Source organism: Ruegeria sp. K5 (assembly GCF_056531805.1).
This window is the reverse complement of record NZ_JBQFML010000001.1, coordinates 268590-282188: the sequence shown is the minus strand read 5'-3', so window position 1 is coordinate 282188 and position 13599 is coordinate 268590. Positions and strand designations below refer to the sequence as shown.

Annotated in this window: 15 protein-coding genes; 2 read left to right on the top strand and 13 right to left on the bottom strand. The window is 61.3% G+C overall.

All coding sequences use genetic code 11. From position 1 onward, the window contains the following. Nucleotides 1-10 precede the first annotated feature (10 nt). The 7 genes from ACR0MO_RS01470 to ACR0MO_RS01440 all read right to left on the bottom strand — a co-directional run bounded on the left by ACR0MO_RS01470 (nucleotide 11) and on the right by ACR0MO_RS01440 (nucleotide 4680). Nucleotides 11-424 (bottom strand): DUF3168 domain-containing protein, encoded by a 414-nt coding sequence (locus ACR0MO_RS01470; protein ID WP_170449904.1) that lies wholly within the window; start codon nucleotides 422-424, stop codon nucleotides 11-13. After that, nucleotides 421-759 carry a phage head closure protein gene (locus tag ACR0MO_RS01465; protein WP_170449902.1) on the bottom strand — a complete coding sequence of 113 codons (339 nt, stop codon included), beginning with the start codon at nucleotides 757-759 and terminating at the stop codon, nucleotides 421-423. Before ACR0MO_RS01465 ends, ACR0MO_RS01470 begins: the two co-directional genes overlap by 4 nt. Next, complete coding sequence (locus tag ACR0MO_RS01460) at nucleotides 756-1355, bottom strand: head-tail connector protein (RefSeq protein ID WP_170621986.1); 600 nt, start codon at nucleotides 1353-1355, stop codon at nucleotides 756-758. The genes ACR0MO_RS01465 and ACR0MO_RS01460 overlap by 4 nt, the downstream gene beginning before the upstream one ends. A gap of 173 nt (nucleotides 1356-1528) precedes the next feature. Then, nucleotides 1529-2707 carry a phage major capsid protein gene (locus ACR0MO_RS01455; protein ID WP_480889382.1) on the bottom strand — a complete coding sequence of 393 codons (1179 nt, stop codon included), beginning with the start codon at nucleotides 2705-2707 and terminating at the stop codon, nucleotides 1529-1531. Nucleotides 2708-2736: 29 nt separating this feature from the next. After that, entirely contained in the window at nucleotides 2737-3282 is a 546-nt protein-coding gene (locus ACR0MO_RS01450) for an HK97 family phage prohead protease (RefSeq protein WP_480626156.1), read from the bottom strand. A gap of 26 nt (nucleotides 3283-3308) precedes the next feature. After that, nucleotides 3309-3527, bottom strand: coding sequence for a GTA head formation protein, RCAP_rcc01685 family (locus ACR0MO_RS01445; protein WP_170449893.1), 219 nt, complete (start codon nucleotides 3525-3527; stop codon nucleotides 3309-3311). Further along, complete coding sequence (locus tag ACR0MO_RS01440; protein ID WP_170621989.1) at nucleotides 3520-4680, bottom strand: phage portal protein; 1161 nt, start codon at nucleotides 4678-4680, stop codon at nucleotides 3520-3522. Before ACR0MO_RS01440 ends, ACR0MO_RS01445 begins: the two co-directional genes overlap by 8 nt. A 304-nt stretch (nucleotides 4681-4984) precedes the next feature. On the opposite strand from ACR0MO_RS01440, the gene ACR0MO_RS01435 reads away from it, so the two are divergent. Continuing rightward, complete coding sequence (locus ACR0MO_RS01435) at nucleotides 4985-5530, top strand: hypothetical protein (protein ID WP_170621990.1); 546 nt, start codon at nucleotides 4985-4987, stop codon at nucleotides 5528-5530. 132 nt (nucleotides 5531-5662) lie between these two features. Here ACR0MO_RS01435 and ACR0MO_RS01430 read toward each other — a convergent pair whose 3' ends face one another. From ACR0MO_RS01430 to ACR0MO_RS01420, 3 genes are all read right to left on the bottom strand, one after another. Then, nucleotides 5663-7033, bottom strand: coding sequence for a DNA-packaging protein (locus ACR0MO_RS01430; RefSeq protein WP_480781064.1), 1371 nt, complete (start codon nucleotides 7031-7033; stop codon nucleotides 5663-5665). After that, nucleotides 6942-7286 (bottom strand): aldehyde dehydrogenase family protein, encoded by a 345-nt coding sequence (locus ACR0MO_RS01425; RefSeq protein WP_170449887.1) that lies wholly within the window; start codon nucleotides 7284-7286, stop codon nucleotides 6942-6944. The genes ACR0MO_RS01430 and ACR0MO_RS01425 overlap by 92 nt, the downstream gene beginning before the upstream one ends. Before the next feature lie 212 nt (nucleotides 7287-7498). Then, nucleotides 7499-8380 carry a DMT family transporter gene (locus ACR0MO_RS01420; RefSeq protein WP_170449885.1) on the bottom strand — a complete coding sequence of 294 codons (882 nt, stop codon included), beginning with the start codon at nucleotides 8378-8380 and terminating at the stop codon, nucleotides 7499-7501. A 418-nt stretch (nucleotides 8381-8798) separates the two neighbouring features. Here ACR0MO_RS01420 and ACR0MO_RS01415 point away from each other — a divergent pair, with 418 nt between their 5' ends. Further along, entirely contained in the window at nucleotides 8799-10061 is a 1263-nt protein-coding gene (locus tag ACR0MO_RS01415; protein WP_170449883.1) for a DEAD/DEAH box helicase, read from the top strand. 55 nt (nucleotides 10062-10116) lie between these two features. Here the strand turns inward: ACR0MO_RS01415 and mltG are convergent, their stop codons facing one another. The 3 genes from mltG to ACR0MO_RS01400 all read right to left on the bottom strand — a co-directional run bounded on the left by mltG (nucleotide 10117) and on the right by ACR0MO_RS01400 (nucleotide 13495). Next, nucleotides 10117-11274, bottom strand: a complete 1158-nt coding sequence (gene mltG / locus ACR0MO_RS01410; protein ID WP_170449881.1) for an endolytic transglycosylase MltG — start codon at nucleotides 11272-11274, stop codon at nucleotides 10117-10119. Then, complete coding sequence (gene fabF / locus ACR0MO_RS01405; RefSeq protein ID WP_170449879.1) at nucleotides 11275-12540, bottom strand: beta-ketoacyl-ACP synthase II; 1266 nt, start codon at nucleotides 12538-12540, stop codon at nucleotides 11275-11277. 211 nt (nucleotides 12541-12751) lie between these two features. After that, complete coding sequence (locus ACR0MO_RS01400; RefSeq protein ID WP_170449877.1) at nucleotides 12752-13495, bottom strand: 1-(5-phosphoribosyl)-5-[(5-phosphoribosylamino)methylideneamino] imidazole-4-carboxamide isomerase; 744 nt, start codon at nucleotides 13493-13495, stop codon at nucleotides 12752-12754. Between the last annotated feature and the right edge of the window lie 104 nt (nucleotides 13496-13599).

The following is a 13599-nucleotide window of genomic DNA, read 5'->3' as shown; positions in this document are numbered from 1 at the left end:
CGTTGATTGCTTAGTCGTCTTCCACGCGGGCGCGGAATCTCAGGTCGATCTGGCGGATCGCGCCGCCTGTTCCGGTGCGCCGGGCGCGGGCACGTTCGAACCACAGCCCAACCAGACGCCCCCGATCCAGGGTCAGGTCCGCGCCTTCCAGCGCATCGCACACTGCCCCGGCCAGCATCTTGGCCGCGCTGAAACCAGCCGCCTCGGACACCACGGAAACCGTGAACCGATGCAATGCACCCGCGCCGGATTTGTCCGAGGCTTCCCGGACCTCCTCCGGGCCTAGCGTCACGTAGGTCTCGGGCACGGTTCCGATGGGCACCGCGTCATAGATCGCGCCACCGGATTGGGCGCTGACATCGGCGTCGTTCGAAAGCTGTTGAAACACCGCCGCCTGCAAAGCAGCTGAAACGCCGTAACTCATGCCGCCACCTCTTCATCTGCGAAACAGGTCAGATACCGGCCCTGTGGGTCCCGATCCGCGACCGCGCGGATCACAAAGCGGCGCGCGCCTTCCACGAAACGCTGATCCGGCGAAGGCCGCATCGAGGACCCCTCGGGCGCGCCGCGCACGACAATGCGATAGCCAACGCGCGACACCGGCACCCCGGCGATGGATCGCTCGGACCCGCTGCGCGCTGTTATCTCGGCCCATACTGTGCCTAGCGCCTCCCAGGTCTCGGCAAAGCCACCCGCACCGTCGGCCACGCGTATGGGGGCCTCAAGCACCAGCTTGCGGTTCAGATGCGGAGCGCTCATTGGGTCACCCCTGCGCCAAAGCGTACAATCCGGTAGCGCTGGATCAGGCTGGTGACGCCAAAGGGCATGCAGCCCGCGCCAAGCGCTGTTTCATCGCGATATTCGTAGTAATGGGCAGCAAGCAGCAGCACCGCCTGCCCCAGATCGGCGGGCAATCCGCCCCAATCCACCGACAGCCCGGCGGTGAAATCAATCTTCACACTGCCCCCGGTCGGGACCTTGGGCAAAGCAGTCGCCACAGGCCGCAGCCGGGGGCGCTGACTGTCGCGCTCCAGCCGATAAGCACCGTCATCGGCAACGCTGTCCACGCCAGCCGCGTCGGTAACCGTGACCACATCAATCGCCGAGACCGGGGCAGCCGGCAAAACCTCGCCAGACCGATCGCGCCAGCCGTTCAGGCTCCAGGAAAAAGCGCGTTCAATCAGAACCTTGCCCGTGCGCGCCTCAATCGCCGCAATCGCTGCCCGCAGAAAACCCTTCAGCACCTCGTCCTGCACATTGTCCTCGGCAAAGCCTGTGCCCAGCCGCAGATGCGCCTTGAACTGATCCACCGGCAGCGCCGCATCCGCGATGGCGGTTTCTTCGATCAACATCATCCATTCACTCCGCAATCTCGGCCCCCTCCGGGGGTCGTCACTTCAGGAAATTGGCGGGCACGCGCCGCCCCACGTTGCTCGGACGGAGGGGAGCAGCTAGACAACGCGGGGGATCTCACCCCGGCCCGCGCCCGCCGCCCGAGGGGCCAATGGCCCCCCGGATCCGTCACCGCTTAGGCAGTGCCGAATTTCAGCAGCTTGATCGCAGCAAAATCGCTCACGTCACCGCCGACGCGCTTGGTCGCGTAAAACAGGACATGCGGCTTGGCGCTGAACGGGTCGCGCAGCACGCGCAGATCGGGGCGTTCGGCGATGGTGTAGCCCGCCTGGAAATCGCCAAAGGCAATGGCAAAGCTGTCGGACGCCGCATCCGGCATATCCTCGGCAATCAGCACCGGATAGCCCATCAGACGCGCAGGCTCACCAGCGGCCAGACCGTCCGACCACAGGAAGCGGCCATCGCTGTCCTTCAGCTTGCGGATCTGACCGGCGGTCTTCGAATTCATGACGAAAGTGCCATTGACCCGGTACTGCGCGCCCAGCGCATAGACCACATCGACAATCGCATCCGCATCGACGCCGCCATCGATGCCGGTGGCCACATAGCCCAGGCTACCCCACGACCAGGTGTCGTTCGCCACCGCACGATGGATCATCAGACCCTTGGGCTTGTCGATGCCATCGCCGTTGATAAAGGCCGAGGCCTCGGCACGGGCGAACTTGTCCGCGATACGGCCCGCCAGCCAGCATTCGACGTCAAACGCGCTGTCATCCAGCAGACGTTGCGAGGCCTTGGGCAACGCGCTCAGCTCGTGCAGCGGGATCGAGATACGGTCAATCACCGGTGTCGAGGTCTCTGCCGTAGCCGACGCCTCATCCGCCCAGCCCGCGCCCACATCTGTGTGGTCAATCAGCACGTCGAACGAGTTCGCCTCGACATTCACCACCGACGCAATTGAACGGATCGAAGCGGTCGAGTTCAGAACCGACTTGACCGTCTCAGCGGTCTGCGGATCGACCAGATAGCCGCCGTCGCTGTTGACCGCGGTGGACAGCGATTTCGCTTCCATCTCGAGCCCGCGCAGCCCGTCATCCTCGCCGGACCGCACATAAGCGTCGAACGCCTTCTGATGCGGTGCGCCGTCTTCGATCGAGGCCGCAAGATGCGGACGCGCCGCGATGGTTGATTTACGATCCAGCATGGTCAGTCGCTCTTCTGTCTGTTGCAGTTTGGTTTTAACTTCGGCCTTGAGGCCCTTGAATTCATTCACGAAGCCAGCCATCGCCTGCTTCACCTCCTGAACCAGGGGCGCACCCTCTCCGGTCAAGGCCGGGGTCTCGGTCTTGCTCATCAGCACTTCCTTATTGGGGGGTTGCGGCGCTAGATCCGCGCCAGCTCCTGCCGGGCATCTCGGAACACCTCGGCAATACTGCGCCAGGTGAACGCGGTTTCGGGGTCTGCCCCTTTCGCCGCCACCCGCGCACTGGGCAGCATCGGGAAGGTCACCAAAGACACCTCCCACAGCTCCAGTTCGGTCAGGACCCGCTGGCCCTTGTCATTCTTCACGGCCCGCTTGGTGCGATAGCCAATCGACAGTCCGTCCATGGCACCGGCGCGGATCAGTTCCGCTGCCTCGCGGCCCTTCTGCGTCGCCTCCAGCAGACGTCCCTTGACCCAAAGGCCCCGGTCATCCTCGCGCACCTCGTCCCAGACGCCGATGGGCTGGGCCGGGTCGTGCTGCCACAGCATCTTGACCCGCTGACCCGCCTCGGCCAGCCCGGCCAGCGAGCTTCGATACGCCCCGCGCTGCACCACATCGCTGCCCTGATCGACCTGCCCGAACAGGCTGGCATAGCCTTCAATCACCGCATCATCCGAGACGGACAGACCGTCCCCAAACCGCGCGAATTTATGTTCCAAATCCATGAACTTCTCCATGTAACTCACTGACTTTATGGCGCCGCCACAAGGAATGACTGAAACGCCTGCGCCAGGATCACCGCCGCCACGCCATAGACCGTCAGCCACAACCGCCGCTCTAGCCGTTCCATCATCTCTTCGATCTGATCCAGTCGCCGACAGAGGTGAGCGTGCTGGATCTCGGCCACCCGCTCATGCGCGGCCAGACGCAGGCCCGGCGCGCATTCGAACGGGGGATACCCCTCAGCCATCGGCACGCTCCGGCAGCCCCAGCAAAGCGCGCTTCTCGGCATCGCTCAGGAAATCGGCCCCGTTGACCCGCGCCCATTGCGCATCGCGTTCCGCCGACAATGCGGGCACCTGATCCAGATCGGGCTTCAACACCAACTCCTCGCCGGTAAAGCCCGCCAGCCAGTCCGACACCGCCGCCGCCACCCGCGTCACCAGGGGCAACACGGTCAGGCGATAAAACGCCCGGTTGGCCTCCTGATAGTTCGAATAGGTCGCGTCGCCCTGAATCCCCAGCAGCATCGGCGGGACCCCAAAGGCCAGCGCGATCTCGCGGGCGGCGGCTTCCTTGGTCTTTTGAAACTCCATATCCGAGGGCGAGAAACCCATCGGTTTCCAATCCAGCCCCCCTTCCAGAACCATCGGCCGCCCGGCATTCCGCGCCCCGCGATAGTTCTGCTCGATCTCGTCCGACAGACGACGGAACTGATCCTCGGCCATCACCCCATGGCCATCGCCCTTCCACACCAGCGCCCCCGAAGGCCGCGCCGCATTGTCCAAAAGCGATTTCGACCACCGCGACGCGCTGTTATGCACATCAATCGCCATCGCCGCCGCCTGCATCGGCGAAAACCCATAGTGATCATCCTGAGGGTGGAACGATTTGATATGACAGATATTTTCCGCCGCGAACCGATGCTTCTTGCCACCGACCGCGTAATCATACGCCTTAGGCCAGCCATCCGCCCCCGGCACCACGCTCATCCGATCCGAGCGCAACACATGTAGCTCTACCGGCAAGCCTTCCTCGGCCTGTACAGCCTCAACATAAGCATTGCCCGACAGCAGCAACTGCCCGAACAGGGCCTCCATCAACTCCGCCCGTCCCTGCGCCGCATTCGGACGGCGCATCAGCGACAGGATCGGATGAGTATCAAACCGCTGCGCCTGATCCTGCAACACCAAAGGCAGAGCCGCCGCCGCCTCGGCAATAAGCTTGACCGAGCGAAACCCCACCGGGTTCCCCGAAAACCCAGTCCGCGTCAGCGACACCGCGTCCCGAGGGCTCCACGCCACGCGCCCGCCCGTCTGCCACGCCACCACAGGTCCCGCCGCGCTCGCCTTCGCCTCGGGTGCCTCGCCAGCCGATCCACGACGCAAGAAATCGAATACCATCTGTGCTCCTTTCTGCCGCCGCTCTGCCCGGCTTGTTGAAAGGAGTTATGACGGAAAGAAGTTTAGGGCTTGGGAATGGGGCGTACGGCGGTTGGGCAACGGCCCTAAAGCTCCTTTGCTGCAATCAAACTAAACAAAGGTGTAGCGGCGAATGGTTGTGGCTCCACAAAATACCAAGACAAATGCCCCCGTCTTGCTTTCATCTTAATGCTATGCAGAGTATGAGCGCTGAGATTAAGTGATTGCTTACCTCTGCCGATAAGTGCGTGAGGTTTCTTCGAAGCACGTATTTGGGGTTGTAAATTTGCGTCTACTTCTTATTCCACTTCTTGCTGCAGGGTTAGTTGCATTCAGCTCTGCAACCAAAAGTCGTGCGAGTGAATCGCTTTCCGTTAGTACATTTGCCGCGCCACAGCACTTCGTTTCTTACCTTCTCCAGCATGATCGAGGTGTTGGGAAATTTGATCGGAATCTGACTTGGGTCAATCCAGACGACTCCGATGTCTTAGTGATTTTTCTTTCGGACTCTAAGGATGGTAAATTTATCCCTGCGGTTCTGCAAACGCCCCTGATTAAAGTTATGTCGGTGGTCGATACTCATCTATACAGATTATCCGAGGACAACTTCGGCAGCTCTATAAAGTCTGACGTTTTTGTGTTTTCAGTAAATTTGCTGAAACTCAAAATGGATATGACTGGCACTTCCCCAGAGGACTTGGAGAATTCGGAGTATCTGTCGTGTTTTTCCGCGGGGCTGGTGAACTCGTTCTATGAACTTGGACATTTAGTAGCGGATTACTCAAAGATCGGGGACATTTGCGATGTGATGATTATCAAGGAAAACCGCTAAACTGGAATGTGCGCATCCCAAGATGTCCCCATCAAGAACAGTCTTTCCAGGCAAAGAAGAAGACGAGTTGATTACGGGTATTACAGGGACAATGCGATCTGTGGGCTTCTGTAACTTAACCAAATAGGAGCCTCACAAACTCCGCACCCTCGGCCACCGAAACGCTCCCGCTGGTCCCACAACCAACTCATGCAGTGCCCAGACCAGCGCGTCGACTCGGTCGGGCGAACCCTGCCCCTCGAACCCGCGCGCGGTCATCTGGCACATCTGCTCCTCCAGCGCGTCCAGCCCGGCCACGTGGCTCACCCGCCCCTGCTCGTACAACGCGGCCACAGGCTCGGCCCGCGCGACCTTGCCGCGGGAGGCCCGCACTGCGCGATAAGGGACCAGAGGATCCACCTGCCGCACCACCTCTTCCACCAGCTGCCCGCCCTGATTGACCTCGGCCACCAGACGTTCGGCCCCGAACTCATCCATTGCGTCAATCGCCGCCTGCGCCCAGCCCGCCGGGCCAACGCCCTGCACCGTCCGGTCGGCCAGCACATAGGCGCGCCAGTCCCCGGGCGGCCCCTGCACCTGCGCGCCAACCACCACGATCCCGCAAGCATCTGCGCCTGAACCGGATGTCACCGCCGGGTCCAGCGCCACAACGATCCGATCCAAATCGGGCACCTGCGCACAGCGCGCCGCCTCTAGCATCGAGCCCGTCCACAGCGCCCCCTCCGCGTCAGACAGCAGCACACCATCCAACTCCTGCCGCCCTAGCCGCGTACCCGCATAACGGGCGCGTACCTCGTCCAGAAATGACTCCGCCAGATTGGCCCGGTTCGCCTCAGTCGGCGCGTGGGTCTGGACCGTGGACGGAGAGGCCAGTAATTCCTTCAAAACCTTCACATTCCTTGGTGTCGTGGTCACACAGACCCGAGGCCGATCCCCCAAACGCAAAGCAAATTGCAGCATATCCCAGGTCTCGCCCGCCTTTTTCCATTTGGCCAACTCATCCACCCAGGCCGCATCGAATTGCGGGCCGCGCAGCCCTTCGGGATCATGCGCGGAAAACGCCTGCGCCTCGGCCCCATTGGGCCAGATCAGTTTGCGCTCGGACGCCTTCCACACAGGCCGACGATCCGGTGGCGAGCATTGCAATATCCCACTGTCGCCAAAGATCATCACGTCGCGCACCTGATCAAAGGTCTCGCCAACCAACGCCACGCGACTGGCCTCGCCACGATGCAGCGGCAAAGACCCCTCGACCATCGACCGCACCCACTCGGACCCGGCGCGCGTCTTGCCCGCGCCGCGCCCACCCATGATCACCCATGACCGCCAATCGCCCTCGGGCGGCAATTGATGCGGCAGCGCCCAGAACTCGAACAGGAAAGGGAGGGCACACAGCCCCCCCTCCCCGATCTCACTCAGAAATCTCTCCCGCACCGCAGCATCGGCGGAGGCGAGCCAACCTGCACCCGATTTCAAATCGAGCGCACTCAAGATCGAGCGCATAGCCCCCTTGGGCAATTCCGGCTTGTCTGTGATGTTGTTCGACAAAGTTTGCCTCCACTTTCTGGCACGTTCGGATCAGCCCCTCCAGCTGACCGAGTTGCCGTGCTGAACCAGCAAGATCTGCATCCTCCCCGGCTCCGATCTGCCTGCGCAGTTCTTCCGCTGCCTGGCGCAGATCGCGAATGGATCGCTCAAGCGACTGCAACAAGTCAGCCGTCTGGGAAATCCGCTCTTCCGGGGTAATCAAAGTCATGTTTGCCTGTGACCTCATGCGTGAGTTTTCTCCGCACGAGAGAAACGAAAAACGGCCACCGGGTCGCCCCGGGGCCGTTGCCCACCTCTTCTAGCATGGCACAATCGATATAGAAAAAAGCGCGCGAAGTCAATGTTTTACGCAACACACGCGCAACACGCACCGTGCGACCTGTTTACACTTCGCCGTCAATCTCCTGACGGTTTCAGGCCTTACCCCCGCGCGATTTCCAACAATGCCGCGCTGACGATCAGCGTCGCGCCGATTAATTCGCGCAGCCCAAAAGGTTCACCCGAGAACACGGCGGCGGAAATCAGGCCAACGACAATCTCGCTCATCAAAAGCAAACCGACCCGCGCAGGCGTTAACAGCGTTGCGGGCCAAATTGTCAGAAAAATCATCGGCAGCGTGTATAGGACCGACAGCAGCGCAATCGGAAGCACCCGGACAATAACGTCGCTCTGCTCGCTCAACGCGCCCGCGCTGAAGGCCAGACTGGCCACTGACAGCAACAATGCCCCGGTGATGAACGCAAAGACCTGCCCCGGAACAGAAATACCTGACGCCCGGTACAGCCCAAGTGTTCCCACAGCCCAGGCCATCCCTGACAGAAGGGCCGCCCAATCCCCGGCATTGCTGGGCCAGGGGATGATCTGCTCGCCCCCGAGGACGATGACCATACCGCCAAGCCCACAGGCAAGCCCCAACAGCCGGATCAGGGTCAGCCGCTCGCCCAGAAAGACAAGGCCGACAATCGTTCCCCATACTGGTGTGAGGTAGAACAGCAGGATCGCGCGCACGACATCGGTATAGATCAGGCTGATCGTGAACAGGCCAAAAGCTGCGCCAGTGAAAACGCCACTGAACATCAAGTCCTGCCAGCGAAGCACCAGATCCCGCCAGTCGCGCCACAAAAAGGGTGCCAGACCGACAAGAGCAGCGGAATACATCACGATGCCGGGCCAAGCGCCGCTTAGTCCCTGATCAACGAAAAAGCGGACCGGGATCCAATACAGCCCCCACATCATGCCGCCAAACACAAGGGCGACACTTGCGACCTTCAGGTTAGAGCCGTGCAAGTTTCTTGACATCATCTGTGATACTCGGTGCCGATCAATTCCGGTTGCGGCACAACCCGCTCAAATTGCAGCGGCCTGGACCACAAAATCGATGCCGCAATCCGCCCAGGAACACCAGCAGATTCTATACCTCGAGGCGCTTAGGGTTTACCCAATGCAGGCTCAACACCTTGACAAACGCCGTCACAGCCTTCATGTGCCCCATCAAAGCGCTGACGCGTGAGCATTGCCGGGCTTCTTCCGCCCCACAGCGCCCCACAGACACTTTTCCAGTTCCCCTTCACGCAGGGTTCTTGATGCGATGGCCGGATGGCACAGGGTTCGCCTGTGAGTCCCGAGGCCGCGCAAAACCCCTGCCGGTTGCGCGGTTGCCGCGTGACCCGTTTCAAATGCGCCCCGGCCAGTTCGGTCAGGGGTGGAAAAAGGATAGACATTGTTCGACTTTGACATGCTGGGCCTTGCGCCAGCTTTGAATGACGCGCTGAAACGCGCGAATTTTTCGCAACCGACCCCAATCCAGAACCAGGCCATTCCGTTGGCCCTGAACGGGCATGACATTCTGGGGCTCGCCCAGACGGGTACCGGTAAAACCCTGGCCTTTGGCCTGCCGCTGATCGATCACCTGCTGGCCCAGCCGGGCAAGCCCGATCCCAAAACCGCCAAGGCCCTGATCCTTGCCCCCACCCGCGAGCTGGTGAACCAGATCGCCGACAGCCTGCGCACCCTGACCCAAAAGACAAAGCTGCGCGTGGCCACTGTTGTGGGCGGACAGTCCATTAACAAGCAGATCATGTTTCTGTCCCGTGGCACCGACATTCTGGTCGCCACCCCCGGACGTCTGATCGATTTGATGGAGCGCGGCGCGGTTGACCTTGGCGCCGTTCGGCATCTGGTGCTGGACGAGGCAGACCAGATGCTCGACCTCGGCTTCATCCACGCGCTGCGCAAGATCGCGCCCGCGCTGGGGACGCCGCGCCAGACCATGCTGTTCTCGGCCACCATGCCCAAGCAGATGGAAGAGCTTAGCCGCGCGTACCTGACCAACCCGCAACGGGTGCAGGTCTCGCCTCCGGGCAAGGCGGCGGACAAGATCACCCAGTCGGTGCATTTTGTCAGCAAACCCGGAAAGCCCGGCAAGCTGCGGGAAATCCTGTCGCAGGACACCGATGCCCTGACGCTTGTCTTCTCGCGCACGAAACACGGGGCCGAGAAGCTGATGAAAGGTCTGGTCGCCGATGGCTATAACGCCGCGTCGATCCACGGCAACAAAAGTCAGGGCCAGCGTGACCGCGCCATCAAGGCCTTCCGCGCCGGAGAAATCAATGTATTGGTCGCAACAGATGTGGCCGCACGTGGGATCGACATTCCGGGCGTCGCCTATGTGATCAACTACGATCTGCCTGAGGTGCCCGACAACTACGTCCACCGCATCGGCCGCACCGCACGGGCCGGGCGCGAGGGCGAAGCCATCGCGTTCTGCTCAGCGGAGGAGGTCGATCTGCTGCGCCAGATTCAGAAGCTGATGAAAATCGACATTCCCGTGGCCAGCGGAGAAATGCCCGAAGCCGTTCAGGCCGAACGCCCCGCGCGCGGTCAGAACAATCGCCGCCGTGGATTCCGACCCAAGCCCGCCAGTGGCGGCTCAAAGCCGTCGCAATCCAAGCGCAGGCGGCCCCGTCGCAAACCCGCAGCTTGACCCAACAAAAAACAGCGCCCGAACCGGCGCTGTTTTTTTCTTTCAAACTCAGAGCTTAGTTGCCCGAATTCCGTTCGGCCTCAATCTCGCGCCATTTGGCGACATTGCGGTTATGCTCCTGCAGGGTCTCGGCAAAAGCGTGACCACCGGTGCCATCCGCGACAAAGAAAATGTAATTCGTGCTGTCTGGGGTAACCGCCGCTTGCAGGCTGGCCTGACCGGGGTTGGCAATCGGAGTCGGCGGCAGACCATCGATCTGATAGGTGTTCCACGGCGTCGGGCGGTTCAACTCGCTGCGCCGCAATCCCCGGCCCAACGTGCCCTGCCCCTTGGTGACGCCATAAATAACGGTCGGGTCTGTTTGCAGCCGCATACCCTGGTTCAGACGGTTCACAAACACGCTCGCCACCTGACCACGTTCTTCCGGGACACCGGTTTCTTTCTCGATGATCGACGCAAGGATCAGCATTTCCTCGGGGCTTTGCAGCGGCAGACCATCCTGACGGCTTTCCCAAGCTGCATTGATGCGCAACTGCTGAGTTTCCTGCATCGCCTGAAGGATTTCGTTCCGGTCCTGCCCGGCGACGACATCATAGCTGTCCGGCGCCAGCGATCCTTCGGCGGGAATTTCTGTCACCTCACCGCTCAGCGCTTCAAACCCCTTCAGCGCCTCAACCACCTGCCACGAGGTCACGCCCTCGGCCAGCGACACACGATAGCGGGTATCCGCTTCGTTGCGCTTCTCCGTATAGGCTTCGGGCGTTTCGTCTTCTGCGGCATCGAATGACGCGATCTCGTCGAAGTCCAGCGTCGCCGGGTTCAACTCGCGTACACGGGTCTGGGCACGGGTCACGCCGATCCGATACTCAATCTCGGACCCGCAGGTGCTGGCCCCGCTGCTGGTGATTTCGTCAATGATCTGCTCCATCGACGCGCCTTCGCGCACCAGAAAGCTGCCCGCCTTCAACTGCTGCGCCCGGTCGGTGTAATCCGCAGCCATCCGAAAGATCGTGGCGCTGGTGATCGCGCCCTGATCCTCTAGATCGCGGCTGACGCGGGTCATGTTCGACCCGCTTGCCACTTGCAGGCAAATCGCGGTGTCCAGCGGGCCTTCGGCCTTGTACTGGGATTGGCCCCAAAGGATCAGACCGCCCATCAGGAACAGGCCGACCACCAGAATGGTCAGCGCGTTCGATGCCAGGGCACGCAACATTTAACTGACCTTTCCGAAGATCACGCTGGCATTGGTTCCGCCAAACCCGAACGAGTTCGACAGGGCCACGTTAATCTCACGCTCGCGCTTGGTATTCGGGGCCAGATCGATCGGCGTTTCAACCGCCGGATTGTCCAGATTGATCGTCGGCGGTGCAACCTGATCGCGGATCGCCAGGATCGAGAAGATCGCCTCAATCGCACCCGCAGCCCCAAGCAGGTGACCGGTGGCCGACTTAGTCGAGGTCATCGTGGCGCTGCTGGCATGATCGCCCAGCAGACGCTCCACTGCGCCCAGCTCAATCGTATCCGCCATGGTCGAGGTACCGTGGGCGTTGATATAGTCCAGATCCTTCGGCTCCAGCCCGGCACTGCGCAGCGCGGCCTTCATCGAACGTTCGGCCCCGTCTCCATCCTCGGACGGTGCGGTGATGTGATAGGCGTCACCGGACATGCCATAGCCCAGAACCTCGGCATAAATCTTCGCACCGCGCGCCTTGGCGTGCTCATAGTCCTCCAGGACCACAATGCCTGCGCCTTCGCCCATGACAAAACCGTCACGATCAACGTCATAGGGACGGCTGGCTTTCTTCGGATCATCGGCATATTTGGTCGACAGCGCCTTGCACGCGTTGAATCCTGCAATCCCAATCTCGCAGATGCAGCCTTCGCCGCCACCGGCGATCATCACATCCGCGTCGCCCGACCGGATGATCCGGCTGGCATCGCCAATGGCGTGGGCACCGGTCGAACAGGCCGTCACCACCGAATGGTTGGGCCCCTTGAAACCGAACCGGATCGAAACCTGACCAGACGCCAGGTTGATCAGCGCGCCGGGAATAAAGAACGGCGATACGCGGCGTGGGCCTTTGTCGCGGATCAGGTTTGCAGTTTCCGCAATCGATCCCAGGCCACCAATGCCCGACCCGATCAGAACGCCGGTCCGCAGACGATCCTCTTCATCCTCGGGCGTCCAGCCCGCATCCTTGCACGCCATCTCGGCCGCCGCGATGGAATACAGGATAAAGTCCTCGATCTTGCGCTGCTCTTTCGGCGGCATCCAGTCGTCGGGGTTGAACGTCCCGTTGGTTCCGTCCCCGCGTGGCACTTCGCAGGCATAGGTCGTGGTGACCCCGCTTGCCTCGGCATCGAACAGTGTGATCGGGCCAGCGCCGGACTCTCCGTCCAGCAGACGTGACCAGGTTTCTTCGACCCCGCTGGCCAAAGGAGTGACCAATCCCAGACCGGTTACGACGACTCTGCGCATGAAGTGCCTCTTGCCTGCTTCCTGTTATGAGAACCGCTCATACCCCGCCCCGGGGTACGGGGGCAAGAGCAAGGGCGCATTCCTTACCGACATCATATTGCCAATTCCGGTCACATCTTGCCGGGCAGCCGGGTTTCGCCACCCCGCTGGAACAAAAAAAACCGCCCTCTCCCGGATGTGGAAAAGGGCGGAACAGATTTCCCGGCCAGTCCTATTGGAACTGCGCTACCGGTTCATGGGCAGCCGTCGCAACCTCAAGCGCCTCTGACAGATCCAGCGTTTTGCGGAACAATGCGCGCGCGAACATCGCACCCGAAATGTTGGGAATATAGGCCAGCCGCGAAATATCATCGGCCGAACGCACCACGCCGTTGGCAACGATAGGCGTGCGCGAATGCTGCGCCAGGCCGGAAATCAGCCCAAGCTGGGCTTCGACATCTTCCATGTCGCTGTCAATATCCGTCACCACGATGGCCGCAAAAGGCGTGCCTTCGAACGCGTCGATAAATGCCTCGGGTGTAAAGGCGCTCTGGCTGCGCCAACCTTCGGTCATCACGTAGCCCTGCCAGACATCCACAGCCAACACGATCTGATCGGGGTACAGCTTGGCCAGTTCCTTCACCAGTTGCGGATCACGCGCCGCCAATGTCCCGATCACAATACGGCCCGCGCCTTTGTCGATCCAATGCTCGACATGTTCGCGGCTGCGCATACCGCCGCCCAGCTGTACCGGGATTTCAGCGCTGCGGATGATCTCTTCGACCAGCCCCGCGTTGGTGTCGCGCCCTTCGATCGCGTCGAAATCGGTCAGATGCATCCATTCAGCACCGACGGCAGCCCAGCTGCGCGCTGTTTCAACCGGGTCCACATGCCAGATCATTGCATCGTCCAGGCGACCCTTGTCCAGGGTGACGCACCGCCCGTTCTGCAATTCCATCGTGGGGTAAATCCGCATGAGCATTCTCCTCCGCTCAATCGTTCTGGAAATCCAGAATAGCATACATGCGATGGATCGGCCCAATTTACCGGGATCGGCAAAGTCTGGTCAATTTGCGGCAT